The sequence below is a fragment of the Peribacillus sp. YIM B13477 genome (assembly GCF_042787955.1).
GTDB lineage: Bacteria > Bacillota > Bacilli > Bacillales > DSM-1321 > Peribacillus > Peribacillus frigoritolerans.
Window position 1 is genome coordinate 938,308 of sequence record NZ_JBHZPD010000001.1, and the last position, 21,480, is coordinate 959,787.

Here is a 21,480-nt window from a genome sequence, read left to right on the forward strand (position 1 = left end):
TCGTACCTTTTTTACAGGGGCGATTCTTTGCTGTTATTATCTTTAAATGATATCTTACACCGGGGGAATTTTGTTCAAGATTCTAACCTTACCGTTCTATTCAGTATTGTTCAGCCATACATTACAAAGATGTAAATAGAATGATTAAGGGGGAACTGCTTTGTCAGAAGGTGTGCATAGTATCATATTACCTGTTTCCAAAAAAACGGTATGGGGTTTTGTAAGTAGCATAGATCGTTGGGCACCTCTAGTCCCAGGATATATCAATCATGAGATGATAAATGAGCGGACACTTATTTGGGAGTTTAAAAGCGATTTGGGATTAATGAAGAAGAAAATTAAACTGGAAGTGAATATATTGGAATGGATTGAACCCGATAAGGTAACATTTAAGCTTAAGGGATTAAATGAAAAATTTGATGGGCATGGCTATTTTTTAGCGGAAGAGTGCGGAATTGGACAGACTAAAATGACTGGCTGCCTGGCGATTACGGCAAAAGGCGCTAAAGCACCTATCGTCAATGCTTTGTTAAAAACCTACGTTCCCCAAATGACGATCGAGTTTTCTGAGGCAGTTGCACAAAGTCTTCTTGTACAAAAATAGGAATTACATATTGGAGTTTCATTGGATATTGGCACTTGACAATTATACCTAAGTGGTATGTATTATAAATTGTAAGATTTTTATCAAACCTTCATTTCGACTGAAAAGGTTTTATGATGGATGTCTGGATAGGATTCATAAGTAATAGGCAGGGTAGGAGGCCTCACATGGAGTACGATAAGCAGGTTAAAAATAGAGTGAAGCGAATTGAAGGACAGCTTCGTGGGATTTTGAAAATGATGGAGGATAATAAAGATTGCAGGGATGTAGTAACTCAGTTATCTGCAACCAGATCTGCAATCGATCGGACAATTGGGGTAATAGTAAGTTCCAATCTTGTTGAATGCGTCCGGGAGGCTAATGAATCCGGGGAAAAGAATCCCGAAGAGCTAGTGAAAGAAGCTGTGAATTTATTAGTGAAAAGCCGGTAAGCAATTATATTATTGTTAAATAGGGATTTTTAAGACAAATATTATTAGACAGCCTGGCCAATCTGAGAAATTTTAGTGTCCGGGGTGGATGGGATTTTTAAAATGGGCCTCTACAAGAAGAGGTCCATTTTTGTGAATTCTCTGTTTTCATTTCTGATAAGCAAATCCTTTGATATAAAGAATTTGCATGGTATCCTTAAAGGGATAAAAATTTAGTGAGGGTATGCTATGGAATTTACGCATGTTACATCGGTTTTGCTCGGCCTCGTCATCATTCTAAATATTTTATTTGCAACGATTGTCATATTTTTTGAAAGAAGGGAAGCGAGCACGACCTGGGCTTGGTTATTGGTTTTATATTTTTTGCCTGTAGTCGGTTTTATTTTATACCTGCTTTTTGGAACAAGTCTAAGGCACGCACACTTATTCCAATGGGAGGATAAGAAGAAGATCGGGATCGAAGAAATCATTGATAAACAGATGGAAGAGCTTTCAACGAATCATTTTCCTTTTCGAAATGCTTCTTCGAGTAATTATCGTGATTTGATTTATATGCATCTCCGAAACAATGATGCCGTACTTACTGAAGATAATCAAGTCGATATTTTTACGGAAGGGAAAAATAAGTTTGACCAGCTTTTTAAAGATATCGAAGCGGCCGAAAACCATATACATATACAATATTACATCATTCAAAGGGACGGCCTGGGTAAACGATTCATTGAAGCTTTGACTAAAAAAGCGAATGAAGGCGTCAAAGTTCGGCTGCTTTATGACGAACTGGGATCTAGAGGGATGACTAAACGTTTCTTCAGGGAATTTAGGCAGGCTGGAGGACGAGTGGAGGCATTCTTTCCATCCAAATTAAAATTTATAAATTTACGACTGAATTTCCGTAACCATCGAAAGCTCGTCATCATAGATGGAAAAGTAGGGTATGTTGGAGGCTTTAATGTTGGTGATGAATATTTAGGGCTTAATCCAAAATTCGGTTATTGGCGTGATACACACCTTCGTATAGAGGGTTCGGCTGTCAAAGCCATTCAAACTCGGTTTATCCTGGATTGGAATCAGGCATCAAAGCATCATGATATAACTTATCAGCCTCATTATTTCCCTATTGTAGAGACCCAAGGGAATATAGATTTGCAAATAGTGACAAGTGGGCCGGATTCTGAATGGGAACAAATTAAAAATGGCTATATTAAATTAATTTCATCAGCAAAGAAATCGATTCTCATTCAAACACCTTACTTCATACCGGATGCCAGTTTATTGGATGCACTCAGGATTGCGAGCTTATCAGGGGTAGATGTGAAAATCATGATTCCGAATAAACCTGATCATCTATTTGTTTATTGGGCAACGACTTTCAATGCAGGGCAGCTATTAAGAGCGGGTGCTAAGGTATACATCTATGATAACGGCTTTATTCATGCGAAGATGATCGTGGTGGACGAGGAGGTCTCCTCGGTGGGGACAGCAAACATTGATGTCCGTAGTTTTAAATTGAACTTTGAAGTCAATGCCTTCATTTATGATGAAGGAATGGCCGAAACACTGACCAGGATTTTTTATAAGGATGTCGAAGTATGCAGGCAGCTTACAATTGAAGAGTTTGAAAAACGATCAAAGTGGATTCGTTTTAAAGAGTCCATTGCAAGGCTGGTATCACCGATATTATAATATTTTAAATAAACGAACCATTACTACATGGTCTGTTCAGACTGTAGACAAATTCGAAAAATCGAGTTTGCCTGCAGTTTTTATAGTGCGGAGCTTGATTTCAGAAATCCATTCCATTTCAGTTGTAGACCATTGTTAATCATTGAGTTTGCAAAATCGTTGACTTCCTCTCCAGGCACTCGCTTTCCGCTGCGGGGTCTCCCTAGGACGCGCTCTTTCCGCAGGAGTCTTGCACACCCACTCCAATCAGCTTTGCTTTATTTTATATGGAACTTCTGTTGTCTCAAAGTCAATGATTGAGGCTTCCTGCATTTTTAAACCAAGTACGGAGCTAGATTTCATAAAACAGTAGTCTTATCCTAAAATCACGATATGTGGTGAGACCATTCCGAACTCGTTTTGGTAAAATAGTTTATATCCAGAAAAGGGGGAAAAGCTGTGAAAACGTTTATAATCACAGGAGCTTCAAAAGGTTTAGGTGCTGCAATCGCAAAAGGGTGTTTGCAGACAAGTGATCATTGCATTTTAGTTTCCCGTACGGCCCATCCTGAAATGCATCGGATTGCTGACGGTTCCGGGACGAAACTTACATTTATTTCACTGGACTTGAATGAAACTGAAAAGTTGCCTTCCTTAGTCAATGAGATCCTTACTGAAGTCGATGATACAAGTGACATTTATTTCATTAATAATGCAGGTGTCATTGAACCTATTAAGCCGGTAGGAAACCTTGGTATAGTAAATTTGGAAACGAGCATGCGGGTGAATTTCATGGCACCCATCGTATTGGCTGATGAATTCGTTAAACAGACAAAGGACTGGAACAGAAAGAAGGTATTGGTCAACATATCTTCAGGAGCAGCAAAAAATCCTTATCATGGCTGGGCAGCCTATTGCAGTACTAAGGCGGGGCTGGAAATGTTTACACGGGTTGCAGGGTTGGAACAGGATAAAACGTCTTTTCCTACGTCTCTCATTTCTTTTTCACCAGGTGTAATGGATACGGAGATGCAAGGGACAATCCGATCAGCAGAAGAACGGGACTTTGCCGATCGAGACAAATTTCATGAATATAAAGAGAAGGGCATATTAAGAAGCCCCGAATTTGTGGCAGATAAACTTTTGCAGCTGCTTGAAGCAGAAGATTTGGAGAATGGGAAGTTCTACGACATTAAGAATTTGCTTTGATGTATAGGAAATATGCCTTATAGCGTAGGAGGTGTCCCTTTGGACAGCCTCTTTTTTTTGTGATCCTTTATTCCATTAAAAAAACGAATCATCATTAGGAAATGTGATAATTCGTTCTATCCAATTACCTGAATAACATAAACTTTTTTGGAGGGAGTTTGGAGGGTTTTGAATGACGATCATTATTGTGAAAAAAGGTGACAGCCTTTGGGAAATTGCCTCGAAAAATAAAGTTGCCCCATCGAGGATAATTGAAGTCAACGGATTGGAATCAACAACTTTGGTTCCTGGTCTGGCATTGTATATACCTAATGAAAAAGCGGTGAATCGAAGGTATCTAATTAAAAGTCAGGATACCCTTACTAAAATCGGCAGTCGTTTTGGTACGAGTGCAGCGGCAATCAAGGAGGCAAACCCTGGAATCTCTGAAAACTCGCTAAAAGTCGGTACGGAAATATTGATACCGTCTCCTTACAAAAATCAATTGATTACGCTGGGTTTTGCCTTCCCGACTTCAGGTGGAATCGTATTTGAAACACTTGAGCAGAATGGTGATAAATTATCCTATTTAGCCATCGTCGCTTATTCGTTTACAAGGGAAGGGCATGCGTACGTTGATGGAGATGATCTCCCGCTTATCGCGAAATGCGAACAGACAGGGGTGAAGCCGCTACTGATGATCCGAAACTTTCAAGATGGAGATTTCGATGCTGATTTGGCTGGTGATGTCCTTGCCAGTTCAGTATACAGAGCGAATTTAATCAATAGTATGCTGACTTTCGTTAGGCAGAAAGGCTATGGGGGTGTCAGCATGGACATCGAATTCATCCCACCTGCCAGGCGTTCCGATTATGTGCTTTTTTTAAAAGAATTAAAGGAGGGTTTGAACGAACTGATCCTGCATGTGAACGTACATGCAAAAACAGCGGATAATCCTGATAATCGAATTGTAGGCGGGCATGATTATCGGGGGATCGGAGAGGCAGCTGACCTTGTTGCCGTGATGACCATTGACTATGGGTATCCGACTGGACCGCCTGAACCCATTTCCCCACTTTGGTGGATGGGAGAGGTTCTTCGTTATGCTTTGTTGAATATTCCTGAATATAAACTGCAGTCGGCATTTCCTATGTATGGATACGATTGGATAGTACCGAGCCACGAGACGAAAGCTTTATCAGCTCAAAATGCCCAAAACCTTGCCATTGCAACTGGTGCTGAAATAAATTTTGACACCTCAGCCGCTTCACCTTTCTATTCCTACCGAAGAGAGAATTCGAATCATGTCGTTTGGTTTGAAGATATACGATCGATAAGTGCAAAATATGAAATGATTGATGCATATGAACTGATAGGTGCAACTTATTGGCAGATTGGTTTGGAATTCCCGCAGAATTGGGAGTTTATAGATAATAATATTTGGATTATCAAATAGAATGAATGGGTGCAGGCGGTTTATATATTTACTTCCCTTGTTTGGTTGTAAAGCTTTTAACAGAGGCAGGCCAATCATACCGAGTAAGATTTTAAAGAGAGGCAATTGTGTTAAACGGGTCTTGAAACGATAAAAAAAGGAGCCATGGAAAACCAAGGCTCCTTTTTTTCGTGAATCGAAATCATCTAGGAAGATTAGATGACTTACTTGACAGCGATTGATCACATTGCTTCCCTTGTAAGTCGTTCCTTTTAAAAGTTGCATAGAGAAAGGCAAGGAATATCAGGGTGGAGGAAAATTGGAACGTTGTTTTGACACTGTATGTTTCCGTTATAAAGCCTAATAGTAAGACAGAGCCGGCAAATGTAAGATTGATGACTGCTCCCCAAACGGCATGAATTTTTGCAAGCGTCTTTTCCGTAGCATGGTCTTGGAATAGCTTGGTATAGATCACTTCCCGGATTTGTTCCGGGAGCCCATACAGGCATGCCAGCAGCAAAGCTAATGCAGGAATACTGGTAGTTCCAAAAAGCAGGATCAGCAGTGCACTGAGAAATAGCCCGAAAGTGATGAAGAATCCAATATGTTTTTCTAGTAACTTGGCAAAACGGATGACGATCAATCCACTGAAAATCATGCCGACAAAGTAGCTTGTGTTAATGTACCCCCACCATTCCTCACCCAGTTGCAGGTTCTGTTCTACATATATATAGATAACGGCAGCCACCCACACGCTTGAAGCTAAAGTGGTTATGAAATCAATGGAAATGAGGGTACGGATAGCTGGGATGTGACGAATCGCAACCCATCCGGATTTAATCGAATCCCAGTTTGAAGGAGCAACAGGGTCCGTCGCTTTTTCAGGGACTTTGATTCTTCCTGTATAGATCGTTGAAACGGCATAAAGCATGACCGTAAGCCAAATGATGAAACTGCTGTTTGTACTTATCAATAAGATGGAACCTAGTGGCCATCCTGCTACAAAGATGGTCTGGGTGATCACATTCAAGAAACCATTCGCTTTCATCCGCTCTTCTTTTGGAACTAATTGAGGAACCAAAGCTGCGCTAACCGGGGCAGCGATTCCGTCCAATAATGAAATCAAGGCAATGAAGAAAATGACAGCAACAGAAAAACCATGATCGATACTTATTATAAAGATTCCTAGGCAAACGAGTAAGATCGTTTTCCACCATTGAGATTGAACGATGATTCTTTTTAAAGGAAACCTGTCGATGACAAGGGGGGCAAGTAAACTGCTGATGAACCGAAAAATCGTTGTATTGAACGGGAGCAAACTCAAATAGAAGGCAGACCCCGTCAAATTATATAATAGTGAAATCAACCCGACTACATAAAAAATATCCCCTAGATTTGCAAATGCCTGACCAATCCAAAGGCATCGAAACGATGTATTTTTCATGAATACCATCCTTTACGAAAATAAAGTTCATGGATATTTAGAATGGTTATTTTTTTTACACTGGATTCACTCCTAAATTCAATTGATTGCATGAGCCGGGTTGGCTTTTTTTATAAATGATTTTACCATAATATGAACGTGGGCGTTCTGAAATGCTTGCTCAATATGGAATATGGAATTATACTCCTTAATATATGTAAAAAAGGAGAAAAATTTGATGATTCGACGTTTTGCTTCATATTACCTGCCGCATAAGCGGTTATTCATTATTGATTTCTTCAGTGCAGTGGTCGTGGCTGTACTTGAGCTTGCATTTCCGCTAGCTGTTCAGTGGTTTATTGATACACTGCTGCCTGGCGACGATTGGTCTGCCATTGTTTCGGTAAGTGCCGGTTTGTTCCTGCTTTATATCATTAGTACCTTCTTACAGTTCATCGTAGGGTACTGGGGTCACAAATTGGGTATAAATATCGAGACTGATATGCGTGAGGAATTATTTGAGCATGTGCAGAAACAATCTTTTCGTTTTTTTGATAACACGAAAACCGGCCATGTCATGAGCCGCATAACCAATGATCTGTTCGATATTGGTGAACTTGCTCACCATGGTCCCGAAGATTTATTCATTGCCTTCATGACTTTTATAGGTGCATTTTGGATTATGTTGACAATCAACGTGAAACTGGCACTCGTATCGGTTTGTATTTTACCGTTTCTCGTGTTATTGATTGTCATAAGTAATTTAAAGATGAATAAAGCTTGGAAGAAAATGTATACAGAGGTTGCGGATGTAAATGCCCGTGTGGAAGATAGCGTCTCAGGAGTGAGGGTTGTACAATCCTTTACGAATGAAACATATGAAATGAAAAGATTTGCTACTAATAATCGCAGATTCCGTAAAGCGAAACTACTAGGTTATAAGGTTATGTCCTTTAGCTTATCAGGCATTTACATGATGACGAGGTTCATGACCCTTGCCGTATTGGTGATTGGAGCTTGGCTGACTTTTCATGGGCAGCTATCTTATGGGGAACTGGTTGCATTCGTCTTATATGTTAACGTATTATTTAAGCCGATTGACAAAATCAGTGCGTTGATGGAACTCTATCCAAAAGGGATGGCCGGCTTTAAGCGTTTTACGGAACTACTGGATGTCGCGCCTGATGTAGTGGATAAAAAGGATGCAATTGAGATGACCACCCTATTAGGGGATATTTCCTTTAAAGATGTTTCTTTTAACTATGAAGACAAAAAGCCAGTTTTAAAAGGAATTGATCTAACAATTAAAGCTGGTGAAACCATCGCTTTTGTCGGGCCTTCAGGAGCTGGGAAAACGACTATATGTTCATTGATTCCACGTTTTTATGATGTTAAGGCCGGTTCAATATCCATTGATGGAATTGATATTCGGGAAATGACGAAAAAGTCATTGCGCTCACAAATTGGCATAGTCCAGCAAGATGTATTCCTTTTCACAGGAACTGTAAAAGAGAACATTGCGTACGGAATGCTTGGAGCATCGGATGAACAAATTCAGGAAGCCGCAAGGAAAGCCCATTTGGAGACTTTCATTGAAGGACTTCCAGAAGGCTATGAAACTCAAATAGGTGAACGAGGCTTGAAATTATCGGGTGGACAAAAACAACGAATTGCAATAGCGAGGATGTTTTTGAAGAATCCGCCAATATTAATTCTCGATGAGGCAACCTCTGCACTCGATACGGAGACGGAAAGAATAATCCAGCAGGCTCTTACGGAACTAGCTGAAAACAGAACTACGTTAATCATCGCGCACCGATTAGCAACCATTCGTAACGCTGACAAGATCGTGGTTGTTACGGAAGAAGGAATTGCTGAAGAAGGCGGTCACGATGACTTACTTAAGCAGGGGGGCATTTTTGCCAATCTGCATCAATTACAATTCCAAAAATGATGGTGATCAAAAGCTACATGCCCTTTTATTGAGGGTATGTAGCTTTTTTTATTTGGTGGAGTTATTTCTTATTAAGTGAAATACTTTCATTTTAAGAAAGAAATGAAAGTATGAAAAATAGGATAGTCCTTTTCGTTAACATATAACTTAATTCTTAACCAATGCTCCAATTACCTTCGTCTTCACTGTCATACACCTTGCATTTTATACAAGAGAATTACGATTCCATATTGGGATGTATATTAATGAAGTCACTCCTGCTTCTTTAGTAATCTCTACGAGGAACAAAAGGGTTGCGTCACGGTCAGCTAACGGTTCAAGCAAAGCGGATTCTTAAGTAGCTTCCGTACCTATCAGTTCTAATTTATTTTAGGCTGTCTGAATCCTAAATTGTTATCATTGTAGGGTACGGTATCCGGATATTCCCCAAAAAACCTGTCTTTGCTTGAAGCAGTCTATAACTATCTTTATCTTTAACACATTAGTTACCCAACTATTTGATACTCTTCAAATTGGCGAGTCGGGACAGTCATTACTTAACCTGCCAGTTGGTCTAGCAGGCTTGTCAACTGGATTGAGCCGCTTATTGATTGGCCTTACCGAACCGAATGTCAGTGGAAGTAGGTATCTAGTGTACTAACAAACCTAATCACGGTTAATCTAGGTTAGGGAAAATATGTAGAAGATGTTTAGCAGAAAGGACTTGGAGTTGATCCAGGTCTTTTTTGAATTTGGGTGTGTTAAGACGAATAGGGCTTCTTATAGATTCGTTTATTGGCTACCTTTTTTGAAATGGAAGATCTTGATAAAAGATTAATAAACTTATGATACAATTCCTGCTACAATTCCGTAGAAGCAACGTTACCGATTCTTCAAGTTATCAAATTTAATAATATTTAGTAGATGTTTACGATTTTGGTGAAAATTGCGAAAATCAATATGGAGGGGTTTGAAGAAGGTTGATACACCCAATATTTTTACAACCGGTTTTCAAAGAAAAAATATGGGGAGGCACTGCGGTACGAGACAAATTTCATTATAATATTCTTTCAAAAAATTATAGGTGAATGTTGGGCCACTTCTGCCCATCAGGGCAAAGTGTTGTAAATGCAGGTGAATTTAAAGGCTTTTCTCTAGTAGAGATTTAGGAAAAATACCCTGGGGTTTTTGGTGAAATGAAACAGCGGAATTTTCCACTTTTAACAAAAATTTAGATGCGAATAATGATTTATCTATACAAGTTCATCCTAACGATGAAAATGTTAATAACAAGGAAAACGGTACGCAGGGTAAAACAGAATGTTGGTATATAATCAACTGCGAAGAAGATTCAGAAATTGTACTTGGGCATAATGCAAATACAAAGGAAGAATTAATTAACATGATTGAAAATAAGCAATGGGACCGATTACTTAAAAGAGTAAAAATTAAACCGGGTGACTTTTTTTATGTACCAGCTGGTACGATACATTCTCTAGGTAAAGGAGTCCTCGTTTTGGAAACACAACAAAGCTCTGACTCCACTTACCGTGTCTATGATTATGACCGTGTCGACAGTAATGGTAACCTGAGGAAATTACATTTAGATATAGCGATTGATGTAACAATATCTCCTCATGAACTAAAAGAATCAGGGTACATGGTGATAAACAAAGAAGAGGCAACTATAACAAAATTGTAGATTCAGAGTATTTCTCTGTATATAAATGGAACTTAAATAGTTATTTTCTTATACCCAAAACGAAAGGTTTCAATTAGCAAGTGTAATCGAAGGAAATGGACATGGACAAATTAAGACAGCAGATGGAACATCTTTAATCAAAAAAGGAGACCATTTTATTCTGCCGTTCGATTTAGGGGATTTTGAAATTAAGGGTAATTTAGAGCTAATCGTTTCACACCCATAAGAATGTAGGGTAGAAATGACAGTGAATGGTGTGAAAAGTAAAATATAATAATAATACCCAAATATCAATAATAACTTAAGAAGGTAAACTGTTTTTTTTAAAAAAATAATTTGTATGTCAAGTGAGTATGTCTGTCATATAGTAATATGTAAAATCAACATGATTGGGAAGAAGCTCTTTGATTCTTGTAAAACTTCTGATAAAAGGTGGTAAAAATGAATGAAAGGAGTAATACTTGCTGGAGGTACAGGGTCTCGTCTAGAGCCATTGACAAAATTTCTGAATAAGCATCTTTTGCCAGTAGGACCTTACCCGATGATTTATTGGTCAATTTTAAAGTTGAAAGAAGCAGGAATAAATGAAATTTTAATTGTAACAAATAAAAACCATCTTAGTTCCTTTATCGACTTATTGGGACTTGGAGAAGATCTCCATGTAAACATTCAATTTAAAATACAGGGTAACGTAGGTGCAGGAATAGCAGATGCACTAATGTCAGCTAAAAAATTTATAAATAATGAAAAATTTGTCGTATTACTAGGAGATAATATTTTTGAAGATTCTTTATCCCCTTTTGTTCATTCATTTCAAAAACAGAAAAAGGGTGCAATGTTACTTCTAAAAGAAGTGGAAGAACTTACTCGATATGGTGTACCTCATTTAGACAAAACCAATCAAAAAATAAAGTCCATCATTGAAAAACCGAGCAGTCCTCCGTCTTCATATTGTGTGACTGGAATCTATATGTTTGATCAAAAGGTTTTTGAATATATTGAAACGATTCATTCTTCACATCGAAATGAGTTAGAAATAACCGATGTGAATAATCTATATATTCAAGATGATCAACTGCAATATGATATTTTGAAAGGATGGTGGGTTGATGCAGGTACACATGAGTCGCTTTATCAAGCGAATCAATATGTACACGAAAAAATAAAGAAGGAGGGTGCGAAGTGAAACGACACCTCCTCATAACAGGTGGAGCCGGTTTTATTGGATCCAATTTTATATCCTATTTGCTTGAGAATTCTAATTACTATATAACCAACGTGGACTCTTTAACCTATGCCGGTAATCTTGAGAATATCCAATCATTTATGAAATCGAATCGCTGTCGTAGTATTCAAGCGGATATTGGTAAAAAAACAGAATTATCCAAGGTATTTGATCAAGATTATTTTGCCATCATTAATTTCGCAGCCGAATCCCATGTAGACCGTAGTATTGAGAATGCATTTCCGTTTATTCATACAAATATTATTGGGACATATAACCTATTGCAAGCGGTTATATCTGGAAAAGCTCATAAAATGATTCAAATTTCAACAGATGAAGTATATGGTTCTTTAGAGCCGTATGATTCTCCATTTACTGAAACAACCTCTCTTTTTCCGAACAATCCATATTCAGCAAGTAAAGCTAGTGCGGATTTATTAGTAAGATCCTACTTTCAAACCTATCAACTACCGTTAACGGTAACACGATGCAGCAATAACTATGGTCCCATGCAACATACAGAAAAATTCATTCCTAAAGTCATTACGAGAGCCTTAAATAATATAGAAATCCCTTTATATGGCGACGGATTAAACATTCGTGACTGGATATATGTTGAGGATCATTGCCGGGCCATCCATACTGTTCTTGAAAAGGGATTGGCCGGAGAGATCTATAATATTGGAGGTTCGGAAGAAAAAACAAATCGAGAAATAATCGACTATATTTTAAAGAAGTTAAGAAAAGACGAAAAACTAATCAAGTATGTAGCGGACAGGAAAGGTCATGATCGCCGATACTCCATGGATTCCTCGAAAATCTCGAGGGAACTAGGTTGGAGTCCAACTATTTCTTTTCATGAAGGGATTCAAAGGACAATCGAATGGTATCGCCAAAACGAACAAAAGAATGGGTGAGAATTTGGATATTGTCATTACCGGTGCCAATGGCCAGTTAGGAAGAGAACTAGAAAGACGGTTAGGTCAATATCATACTGTAGTAAGTTTAAGTAAAAATGATTTAGACATCTCAGAAAAAGAGGAAGTATATAAAAAAATTACTCAACTTGAGCCGCAAATCATTATTCATGCTGCCGCATTTACTGCCGTGGATCAATGTGAAACGGAGCGTAAAAAGGCTTTTGAAGTAAATAGCCTTGGTACGGGCTATGTTTCGCTAGCTGCAAATATGGTTGGTGCCTGTGTGTTTTATATTAGTTCTGATTATGTGTTTGATGGAAATAAGCAATCTCCGTACTTGGAGGAAGATGTTCCAAACCCACAATCTATATACGGTATGAGCAAATGGATTGGGGAACAATTGGTACTTTCAACAAATAATGGGACAGTGATCCGGACTTCCTGGTTATACGGTCATGATGGAAATAATTTTGTGAAGACTATGATAGAACTTGCGAAAAAAAATAAAGAAATAAGAGTTGTAAATGATCAGGTTGGTTCCCCTACTTATGTAAATGATCTTGCTGAAACAATTAGTCATTTACTTGATAAGAAAAACGGCATTTATCATGTTAGTAATTCTGGTTCATGTTCTTGGTATATGTTTGCAAAATCGATTTTTGAGGAAGCAGGATTCAATCCAAATTTGGTGAAAACCATAACTACTGAAGAATTTGGTGCTATAGCTCCGAGACCTCATTTTTCAGTCCTAGAAAATAAAGCACTGCTTCGAGAAAAAGTTCAAATCCCCCGTTCATGGAACGAAGCATTAAAGGAATTTATTCGAAAAGAGGTCTCTCATGATTGAAGGTGTGAAGGTAAAGAAACTTGTTAAACATTGTGATGACCGTGGTTTTTTTGCAGAGCTTGTCCGCGATGATGAACCTGAATTGTTATCGAGATTTGGTCAGGCTTCTTGTTCGATGAGTTATCCAGGAGTCATTAAAGCTTTTCATTATCATGAGAAACAGGATGATCTATGGTTTTTTCCTTCAGGGAATGCCCAAGTCGTTCTTTTTGATTTGAGGGAAGGCTCTTCTACAAAGGGAGAAACTGATGTGTATTATATGGGTGAGGAAAATCCAATCATGCTACTGATACCAAAAGGCGTTGCGCATGGGTATCGTGTTCTCGGGCAAAAACCTGCTACGATTCTTTACTTCACAACTGAGTCATATAATCCGATAAATCCTGATGAGAAACGGATTGATTGGGATGATTCGGAAATAGGTTTTTCTTGGGAAACAGAAAACAAATAATGAGGTCTTTTCAGAAAAAAATGTATTGGGGCCGGTTCTATTGTAGATATTTAGTGGAATCTGGTCTTTTTCTATGTCAGTGACATAAAAAGAAAGGGCCGTTAACTCTAAGCTTGCTGAATCAAATAATGTGGGGTTCGCGTTACCATTGTCTATGTAAATCATAAAATGATTAAGAAATAAAAACATAAGAACAGTAGAATACAAGCTAATTCAATTTTAACATTGCTACAAGAATAAAAAAGGTGTGGACAAGTATGAAAGCATTCATATTGGCAGGGTGACAGGAAGGGCTTTTATGACCATTAATTCAGAGGAAAAGCCTAATCAATTTTAAACTTATATACTAATAAAACGATAATAAAACAAACTTACCAACGTTTTAGAAACTGGCGCTGACAAAGGTTGGATTTTCCTCACCCCAATAATACACATCCTTTTCCCTTGAGCAGGAGGATTCTCCCTCGAATCATAAAATACTATCAAGGCATTGCATGTAGGGTAAACACATAAATCTTCTTGTTTTTCATGATAGTGAAGGCCTTAATGAGCCCAGGAAACCAGATTGAACAGGAGCCTGACCGTCCTCAGGTTATGCTGCAATTTTCCTAAAGAAGTAGCTCATGGATATCGGATGTTAGGTTGGATATCGGATGTTAGGTGAAAGACCTATTACTATAATTATATTTTACGACAGAGTCTCATTATCAAGAAAATCTGGATGAAAAAAGATTAGATTGGAATGATTCAAATATCGGATTTAATTTGGAAACGAATTTTCGATAAAACAACGTATTGGACTCGTCTATTTAGGTCTCGATTAAATTTATGATGAGCTGGGTTATGGATAATGGGAATGAAGGGGAGTTATAGGGTCTTATAGTCCAGAAATTTGTTATAAAATATTTGTTAAATTTTTTATAATTTTAGCAGGAACACCATAAGCCAAGCTATAATCAGGTATATTTTCTACTACTACAGAGCCAGCCCCAATGATACAACCTTTTCCAATTTTAACGTTTGGTAAAACGATAACCCCTGTCCCTAATTCAGATTGTTTTCCTACAGAAACATGACCAGCTAAACGGGATCCAGGCCCAATATTTACAAATTCATCAATCATGCAATCATGATCAACGCTTGCGGAAGTATTTACAATACATCCTCTTCCAATTTTTACTGATGCGTTTATTACTCCCCCAGCATTTACAAAAGTCCCTTCACCAACCGTAGCAGAAGGACTTACAATAGAATTCACGTGAAAAATTGTAGGTATTAATAGGTTATTTTGTGTTAATTGTTCTAGCTTTTTCTCCCTGGTGGTTATATCTCCAATCGCAACATGCCAAACATCAATTGTGCCTTCATGCAGTTTTATAAGTTCCTCCTGATCTAAAAAGAAAGTGTATGGAATAAAAAAAGAATGATCAGGTTTGACCTTTGAAAAAAAGGTAACTTGTATGTTTTGATCGCAAGATTTAATGGCTTCAAGTACAACTTTACTGTGACCCCCAGTCCCGATTATTCCCCACTTCATTGTCTGTCATGCTCCTTCAGTATGTGTAGGATTTCCACCTGATTAATTAGATTAACTTTATCCGATCGATAGTCGGATAAGTATGATTTTTTGAAAATATCATTACTTGGGGGTCTTGATGAGATCACATACATTTCATCGTTTTCATACATGTTATTAAGTTCATATTCGCTTGCTAATTCTTCAAACAATTTTTCTCCTGGTCTTTTTCCAATTATTTGAACTTCGGGTTCTTTTAACTTTTTTTGTTTTGCTAATACAATTAAGCTATCTACTAAATCTGATAGTTTTAAAGCTTTCATTTTAAGAATGTATATTTCCCCTCCCTCTGCATAAACGCCTGCCTGTATTGTGAGTTGAACTGCTTCTTTGATTGACATAAAAAAACGAGTCATAATAAGATCTGTAATGGTTAAAGGCTTCTGATTCAAGAGTTGATCCATTAGAAGAGGTATGATAGAGCCACGTGAACCAAGAACATTTCCAAAACGAACAGAAGAGAACTTTGTATGCTGATTATTTAACTTGAAATTAGCCTGTGTAAATAATTTTTCTGCTAAAAGTTTGGTTACCCCCATTGTGTTAGTCGGATTAACTGCTTTATCTGTACTAATATTAATCACTTTCTTTACCTTATTTTTTATGGCAGCTTCAATAATATTTAAACTTCCTAAAAGATTGGTCTTAATAGCTTCATCTGGGTTTTCCTCACAAGTAGGAACCTGTTTTAATGCAGCACAATGAAATATATAATCGACCCCTTGTGAAACATATTCCACTCTTTGGTAATCCCGAATATCTCCTAATAAATAATATATATTAGTAAAATTTTTGAATCTTTGCTTCATTAAATACTGCTTTGTATCGTCTTTACTTAAGATAATGATTTTATTAGGCGAATATTTAACTAATTCACATACAATCTGACTACCAATTGAACCGGTACCACCAGTTATAAGAATTACTTTATCTTTATAATGATCGTATAATTTTGAATGAATAAATGTAGAATTTTTCTCCAATTAAAAAACCTCCTAATTATGGTGTGTAAAATATCCGCATTATCATGATATGTGTTATTAATGAAAAGGGAGTTAGTGAATACATACATTTTTTTATAAAATGAACTGGAATTCAAATGTAATCCTTTGGAGTTAGTATAGTTTGGACACATTTTAGCAAGTACTTACATAAGATCTTTGAGTTGATATTTCGGTCTTGGAACATAAGAATGCAGGTGAAAATATAATAATGAATTTAAGAAGACTATTTTAGATTTTTATCACTAGGGTAATTCGGTTAAAGAATTAAGCAGCGAATATGGTATATAGAAGTTATCATTTATAAATGGGTTAAAGAATTCACTCCAATCGGTTTAGGGGAAGAGTCCATGACTCCCAATTAATTAGCGGCCATTCAGAAGGAAAAACTTCAGTTAAAGCAAATGAGGAAGAAGTCAACCACGTACAATATCTAGACAATTAAACAGCTAAATTAGAGATGTTCCAATTTATTGAAGGTTGGTATAACGAAAAAAAAGAATTCACATAAACATGGGCATCAAACCACACAAGCCATTGAAGATTGAGATAAGGAATACAGATAAGGATTTAACTTTTTAGTGTCCAAAGTATTGGCTGAAATCCAATTCTTATAGAGAACAAGAATTTTTTTATTAGATAGGCTTTTGATATAAGCAGAAATCCTTCATCTAAATATAATATAAAGACAAATACATGTAGCCCAAGTGGTAAAATGTTAAACACGTAAAAACATAATAAAGAATAAATTACTTAAATTTATCATTCTAATAAGGCAAGTGAAATAAATGGATGCTAACAATTGTTTCAAAACATATGAAATATAGAGTAATCCTTTCTGAACTAGCTCTTATTATGAATAAACGGGGAGAATCTATGTGGAAATTCCATTATCTAAGCCTGATATAACTAACTTAGAAAAGACATATGTGTTGGATGTTTTGAATTCGGGGATATTAAGTTTAGGCAATAAAGGGAGAGAATTTGAACGGAAATTCATAGACTTTTTAAACGTTTCTTATGCAGTAGGTATGAATAGTGGTACTAGTGCCTTGCATGTTGCTGTTAAAGCATTGGGACTTAAGAAAGGTGATGAGGTCATTACGTCACCGTATAGTTTTGTCGCTTCTAGTAATTGTTTACTTTATGAAGGAGTAAAGCCTGTGTTCGTAGATGTACATCCAGATACAACAGTGATGGATGAAAGGTTAATAGAAAGTGCAATAACGGATAAAACAAAGGCAATTTTGGTTGTCCATATATTTGGTCACCCTTGTAATATGGATGAAATTGTAAAAATAGCCCAGAAACATAACTTAAAGATCATTGAGGATGCATGTGAAGCACTTGGAGCCACCTGGAACGGCAGATTTACAGGAACTTTTGGAGATGTAAGTATATTTGCCTTTTACCCTAACAAGCAAATTACGACTGGTGAAGGTGGTATGCTGGTTACGAATGATGAACAGATTTATAAGATTGCAGCCAGTCTTCGAAATCAGGGACGAAGCATAAGCAATGAGTGGCTAAGTCATGAGAGACTAGGATACAATTATAGACTTTCGGATATCCATGCGGCTATAGGGATTGCCCAAATGGAGAGACTCACCGGAATCTTAAAAAAGAGGGAAAAGATTGCGGAACAATACCATAAGCTCATTGATGAAAATCAAGTTCCTGTGACTTATTTAAAAAGTCATCACCATGCCACCATTAGTTGGTTTGTGTATCCTGTGTTGCTTCCTGAACATTGTAATCGAGATATAGTAATGGAGGAACTTCTAAGAAAAGGCATTCAATCAAAACCTTACTTTCCAACGATTCATTTACAACCTTTTTATATGGAACTATTCCAAACAAATGTTGGTGATTTTCCTGTAAGTGAGATGCTAGCAAAAAGATCCTTGGCACTTCCATTTTTTAATAATATAAGTGAAATGGAACAAAAATATGTGATCACAACTCTTTTGGAAATATTAATGAGGGATACTCCATGAGGTTAGAGTTGAACCATTTAAAGATTGATCGTGACAGTCGTACATTTATTATTGCTGAAATCGGAGTGAATCATAACGGATCATTAGTATTAGCTAAAAAATTGGTAGATAAGGCTATTGACGCGGGTGCAGATGCGGTGAAATTTCAAATGTTTGAAACAGAAGCTCTGACAACTGAACAAGCGGATTTAACCGAGTATCAGAAAAGGACGAAGGAAAAGAATCAGTATGACATGTTAAAAAAATTAGAGTTATCACCTGCCGAATTCATTGATCTAAAAAAATACTGTGATAAGAAAGATATTATTTTTTTAGCTACTCCTTTTGATTTGAATAGTGTTGATTTTTTGAACAAAATGGATATGTGTGCTTTCAAAGTGGGAAGTGGGGATCTTACGAATTTCCCTCTATTAAAACGAATTGTTAAAACAGGTAAACCGATTATTCTTTCCACAGGTATGTCTACGATTTCTGAAATTGACCAAACAATTGCTTATTTGAAAGCCTTAAATGAAAACTTGCAAATGGGTATTCTCCATTGCACCTCCAACTATCCAACTCCCGAACAACAAATCAATTTAAATGTAATTAGCGATTATTTAAAAAGATATCCTTTTGTAATCGGCTACTCTGACCACTCAATCGGGGCACATATTCCCATTGCTGCGACTGCTTTGGGTGCAAGGATTCTTGAAAAGCATATAACCCTCGACAACACCTTGCCTGGCCCAGATCATTTAGCTTCTTCCAATATAAAGGAATTCAAGGAAATGGTTCAATTAGTGAGATTGACAGAAATATCCCTTGGATCAGAAAAAAAGAGCATAACGGAAGATGAAAAACGAGTGAAACCTTTAGTAAGAAGGAGTATTTATTTAAAATCGGATACTCCAACCGGAACGGTAATTACAGAAGATCAGCTTATCACCCTTCGTCCACTAGCCGGCATAGAGGCCAATGAATTCGAAAAGGTAATTGGGAGAGTCTTAAAAGTTCCGAAAGAGAAGCATGCCCCATTATTTTGGACTGATTTTTATGACTAAAAAAGAAGTTTTTTGTGTTACTGGTACGAGAGCAGACTACGGAATCTATCGGCCTTTATTACTTAAACTTGAGGAGGATTCAGCATTCAACCTTTCCCTTATCGTAACAGGGATGCATCTGTTAGGTGAGTACGGGGAGACCATTCAAGAGATTGAAAAAGACCAACTAAGGATTTCAGCAACTCCTTCGATTTTAGTGAAAGGTGATAATAAAGCTTCCATGTCCCAATCGTTAGGGTTAGGAATCTTATACTTTACCGAGATTTTCAAGATGAATAACCCTGATTTCTTATTAGTTTTAGGAGATAGAGCGGAAATGCTTGCTGCCGCAATTACAGCACATTATTTAAATATCCCTATCGTCCATTTTCATGGAGGCGAAATAAGTGGTTCGGCGGATGATTCAATTCGTCATGCGATTACAAAATTAGCACATCTTCATTTTGTTTCTACTGAAAAGTCATATCGTACCTTGCTTAACTTTGGGGAGGAAGACTGGAGGATACATGTTATAGGCAGTCTTCGTAAAAAAGAAATTATTCAGGTGAAAAATCAGTCATTTTCCGAAATTGAACTTTTGCGGAAAAAATATTCTATTCAAACTAATAAAAATCTCCTGATAGTGGCTTTTCATCCAGATTCCCGAGATGCTATCCCTGTTGAAAAACAAGTGGAGACACTCCTTTTTTCATTAAAACCACTTTGTCATGAACAATTTATCTTTATTGGGGCAAATAGTGACGCTGGAGGAGAATTCATTAATCAAAAAATAAAGGAATTTTGCCACCTTAATAGAGCTACAACGTCTTTTTATTATTCCATACCGCAAGAGGATTATTTGTTTCTATTAAGTCAAGCGAACGTATTGGTTGGCAATTCAAGTAGTGGATTGATAGAAGCCCCTTTTTTTAATCTCCCGTATATCTTAATAGGAAATCGGCAAAAGGGAAGAGAACGAGGGAGTAATGTGGTTGAGATCCCCTATAATGAAGTTGAAATTACCACTGCAATAAAAACTGTATTACTCACGGAAAAGAGCAATAGTTCAAATCCATTTGATACTCTAAAATGTCCGGAAGATCAGGTGATTAAGGTATTAAAAGAAACGACACTTGATAAATGGATGTTAATCAATAAAAGCTTTAAAAAATAAAACAAGTTGAGGTGAACACGATTGTATAAAGGTAAAAAAATTATAGCTTTAGTACCAGCAAGGGGAGGAAGCAAAGCCGTTCCTTATAAAAATATAAAAATTCTCTGTAAAAAGCCCCTTATTGCTTGGACCCTTGACCTAGTGAAGGAAATACCTGAAATCGATAAAGTCGTCGTTTCAACTGATGATGTAAATATCTCAATCATTTCACAACATTTTGGTGCAGTTGTAATTAAGAGGCCTGAACCTATATCCGGTGATCACGCCTTGGCAATTGATGTAGTTAAGCATACAATTGATGCATTAAAAGAACAGAAGGAAACCTATGACATTATGCTCTATTTGCAACCGACCTCTCCGCTTCGCTCCAAAAAGGATATTTATGATTGTTTAGACCTCCTTATAGGAAATAATCAAGGGCATACAGCTGTTGCGACATTTTCAGAAGCTGAATTAAACCCAATTAGGGCTTGGGTTTTAGAGGAAACAAGTGCCAAAACTTTCATAGAAAAGGCAAATCCCTTTTTGCCACGTCAAAAGCTTCCGAAGACTTATCAACTAAATGGTGCTGTTTATGCACTTTTCCTAAATGAAATCAATGAAAATACTGAACAATTTTTTGGTAATCAACTGGGTGGAATCAATATTCCAAAAGAAAGAGCGGTCGATATTGATGAAGAAATGGACTTTTTAATCGCAGAGTTGCTTATGGAAAAGAGGTTAAATGATCATAAGGAATTTGAGCCTTTAGAGTGAATTTTACTTATTAGTGGGAAGTTTATAATGTGCGATGAAAATGTGGTGAAAAAATCAATACTTTCTGTGCACAATCTAATGCAGGAGAAGTAATAGAAAATGCTAAAGAATTAATACAGGTTGTAACAAA

Annotated in this window: 17 protein-coding genes and 1 pseudogene; 15 read left to right on the forward strand and 3 right to left on the reverse strand. The window is 37.0% G+C overall.

Annotated features, from left to right (window positions below; all coding sequences use genetic code 11):
- The first annotated feature begins 160 nt into the window (after positions 1-160).
- The 5 genes from ACFX4H_RS04685 (at position 161) to ACFX4H_RS04705 (ending at position 5,344) form a co-directional block, all read left to right on the forward strand.
- Positions 161-604, forward strand: coding sequence for an SRPBCC family protein (locus ACFX4H_RS04685; protein ID WP_054395643.1), 444 nt, complete (start codon positions 161-163; stop codon positions 602-604).
- Between the two features lie 167 nt (positions 605-771).
- Entirely contained in the window at positions 772-1,035 is a 264-nt protein-coding gene (locus ACFX4H_RS04690; protein ID WP_034307218.1) for a metal-sensitive transcriptional regulator, read from the forward strand.
- Between the two features lie 228 nt (positions 1,036-1,263).
- Positions 1,264-2,721, forward strand: a complete 1,458-nt coding sequence (gene cls, locus ACFX4H_RS04695; protein WP_053535236.1) for a cardiolipin synthase — start codon at positions 1,264-1,266, stop codon at positions 2,719-2,721.
- A 438-nt stretch (positions 2,722-3,159) separates the two neighbouring features.
- Positions 3,160-3,909 carry a (S)-benzoin forming benzil reductase gene (locus tag ACFX4H_RS04700; protein ID WP_241636373.1) on the forward strand — a complete coding sequence of 250 codons (750 nt, stop codon included), beginning with the start codon at positions 3,160-3,162 and terminating at the stop codon, positions 3,907-3,909.
- A gap of 172 nt (positions 3,910-4,081) precedes the next feature.
- Entirely contained in the window at positions 4,082-5,344 is a 1,263-nt protein-coding gene (locus ACFX4H_RS04705; RefSeq protein WP_377434174.1) for a glycoside hydrolase family 18 protein, read from the forward strand.
- A 181-nt stretch (positions 5,345-5,525) separates the two neighbouring features.
- Here the strand turns inward: ACFX4H_RS04705 and ACFX4H_RS04710 are convergent, their stop codons facing one another.
- Positions 5,526-6,767, reverse strand: a complete 1,242-nt coding sequence (locus tag ACFX4H_RS04710) for an MFS transporter (protein WP_377434177.1) — start codon at positions 6,765-6,767, stop codon at positions 5,526-5,528.
- Between the two features lie 217 nt (positions 6,768-6,984).
- On the opposite strand from ACFX4H_RS04710, the gene ACFX4H_RS04715 reads away from it, so the two are divergent.
- From ACFX4H_RS04715 to ACFX4H_RS04740, 6 genes and pseudogenes are all read left to right on the forward strand, one after another.
- Entirely contained in the window at positions 6,985-8,700 is a 1,716-nt protein-coding gene (locus ACFX4H_RS04715; protein WP_063590947.1) for an ABC transporter ATP-binding protein, read from the forward strand.
- A gap of 959 nt (positions 8,701-9,659) precedes the next feature.
- Positions 9,660-10,607: pseudogene (manA, locus tag ACFX4H_RS04720) on the forward strand (mannose-6-phosphate isomerase, class I).
- 219 nt (positions 10,608-10,826) lie between these two features.
- Positions 10,827-11,567: a sugar phosphate nucleotidyltransferase gene (locus tag ACFX4H_RS04725; protein ID WP_377434179.1), complete on the forward strand. Its 741-nt coding sequence runs from the start codon at positions 10,827-10,829 to the stop codon at positions 11,565-11,567.
- Positions 11,564-12,523, forward strand: a complete 960-nt coding sequence (gene rfbB, locus ACFX4H_RS04730; protein ID WP_377434182.1) for a dTDP-glucose 4,6-dehydratase — start codon at positions 11,564-11,566, stop codon at positions 12,521-12,523. Before ACFX4H_RS04725 ends, rfbB begins: the two co-directional genes overlap by 4 nt.
- 4 nt (positions 12,524-12,527) lie before the next feature.
- Complete coding sequence (rfbD, locus tag ACFX4H_RS04735; protein ID WP_377434184.1) at positions 12,528-13,373, forward strand: dTDP-4-dehydrorhamnose reductase; 846 nt, start codon at positions 12,528-12,530, stop codon at positions 13,371-13,373.
- Positions 13,366-13,824: a dTDP-4-dehydrorhamnose 3,5-epimerase family protein gene (locus ACFX4H_RS04740; protein WP_202317203.1), complete on the forward strand. Its 459-nt coding sequence runs from the start codon at positions 13,366-13,368 to the stop codon at positions 13,822-13,824. Before rfbD ends, ACFX4H_RS04740 begins: the two co-directional genes overlap by 8 nt.
- A gap of 895 nt (positions 13,825-14,719) precedes the next feature.
- Here ACFX4H_RS04740 and ACFX4H_RS04745 read toward each other — a convergent pair.
- Both ACFX4H_RS04745 and ACFX4H_RS04750 read right to left on the reverse strand, forming a co-directional pair.
- Positions 14,720-15,361 carry an acetyltransferase gene (locus ACFX4H_RS04745; RefSeq protein ID WP_377434187.1) on the reverse strand — a complete coding sequence of 214 codons (642 nt, stop codon included), beginning with the start codon at positions 15,359-15,361 and terminating at the stop codon, positions 14,720-14,722.
- Positions 15,358-16,383, reverse strand: coding sequence for an SDR family NAD(P)-dependent oxidoreductase (locus ACFX4H_RS04750; protein ID WP_223255885.1), 1,026 nt, complete (start codon positions 16,381-16,383; stop codon positions 15,358-15,360). The genes ACFX4H_RS04745 and ACFX4H_RS04750 overlap by 4 nt, the downstream gene beginning before the upstream one ends.
- Before the next feature lie 896 nt (positions 16,384-17,279).
- On the opposite strand from ACFX4H_RS04750, the gene ACFX4H_RS04755 reads away from it, so the two are divergent.
- Genes ACFX4H_RS04755 through ACFX4H_RS04770 form a run of 4 tightly spaced genes read left to right on the forward strand, consistent with a single transcriptional unit; the run spans position 17,280 to position 21,350 of the window.
- On the forward strand, positions 17,280-18,398 hold the full coding sequence (locus ACFX4H_RS04755) for a DegT/DnrJ/EryC1/StrS family aminotransferase (RefSeq protein ID WP_377434190.1): 1,119 nt from the start codon (positions 17,280-17,282) through the stop codon (positions 18,396-18,398).
- Positions 18,395-19,441, forward strand: a complete 1,047-nt coding sequence (locus ACFX4H_RS04760; protein ID WP_377434192.1) for an N-acetylneuraminate synthase family protein — start codon at positions 18,395-18,397, stop codon at positions 19,439-19,441. The genes ACFX4H_RS04755 and ACFX4H_RS04760 overlap by 4 nt, the downstream gene beginning before the upstream one ends.
- Positions 19,434-20,594 carry a UDP-N-acetylglucosamine 2-epimerase gene (gene neuC / locus ACFX4H_RS04765; RefSeq protein ID WP_377434194.1) on the forward strand — a complete coding sequence of 387 codons (1,161 nt, stop codon included), beginning with the start codon at positions 19,434-19,436 and terminating at the stop codon, positions 20,592-20,594. Before ACFX4H_RS04760 ends, neuC begins: the two co-directional genes overlap by 8 nt.
- A gap of 21 nt (positions 20,595-20,615) precedes the next feature.
- Positions 20,616-21,350, forward strand: coding sequence for an acylneuraminate cytidylyltransferase family protein (locus tag ACFX4H_RS04770; protein WP_377434197.1), 735 nt, complete (start codon positions 20,616-20,618; stop codon positions 21,348-21,350).
- Positions 21,351-21,480: the final 130 nt, after the last annotated feature.

Bases quoted from the DNA above. Each gene is read 5' to 3' on its own strand.
- ACFX4H_RS04690 (WP_034307218.1), top strand. From the start codon at position 772: ATGGAGTACGATAAGCAGGTTAAAAATAGAGTGAAGCGAATTGAAGGA.
- cls (WP_053535236.1), top strand. From the start codon at position 1,264: ATGGAATTTACGCATGTTACATCGGTTTTGCTCGGCCTCGTCATCATT.
- ACFX4H_RS04705 (WP_377434174.1), top strand. From the start codon at position 4,082: ATGACGATCATTATTGTGAAAAAAGGTGACAGCCTTTGGGAAATTGCC.
- ACFX4H_RS04710 (WP_377434177.1), bottom strand. From the start codon at position 6,767: ATGAAAAATACATCGTTTCGATGCCTTTGGATTGGTCAGGCATTTGCA.
- ACFX4H_RS04715 (WP_063590947.1), top strand. From the start codon at position 6,985: ATGATTCGACGTTTTGCTTCATATTACCTGCCGCATAAGCGGTTATTC.
- ACFX4H_RS04725 (WP_377434179.1), top strand. From the start codon at position 10,827: ATGAAAGGAGTAATACTTGCTGGAGGTACAGGGTCTCGTCTAGAGCCA.
- ACFX4H_RS04740 (WP_202317203.1), top strand. From the start codon at position 13,366: ATGATTGAAGGTGTGAAGGTAAAGAAACTTGTTAAACATTGTGATGAC.
- ACFX4H_RS04745 (WP_377434187.1), bottom strand. From the start codon at position 15,361: ATGAAGTGGGGAATAATCGGGACTGGGGGTCACAGTAAAGTTGTACTT.
- ACFX4H_RS04760 (WP_377434192.1), top strand. From the start codon at position 18,395: ATGAGGTTAGAGTTGAACCATTTAAAGATTGATCGTGACAGTCGTACA.
- neuC (WP_377434194.1), top strand. From the start codon at position 19,434: ATGACTAAAAAAGAAGTTTTTTGTGTTACTGGTACGAGAGCAGACTAC.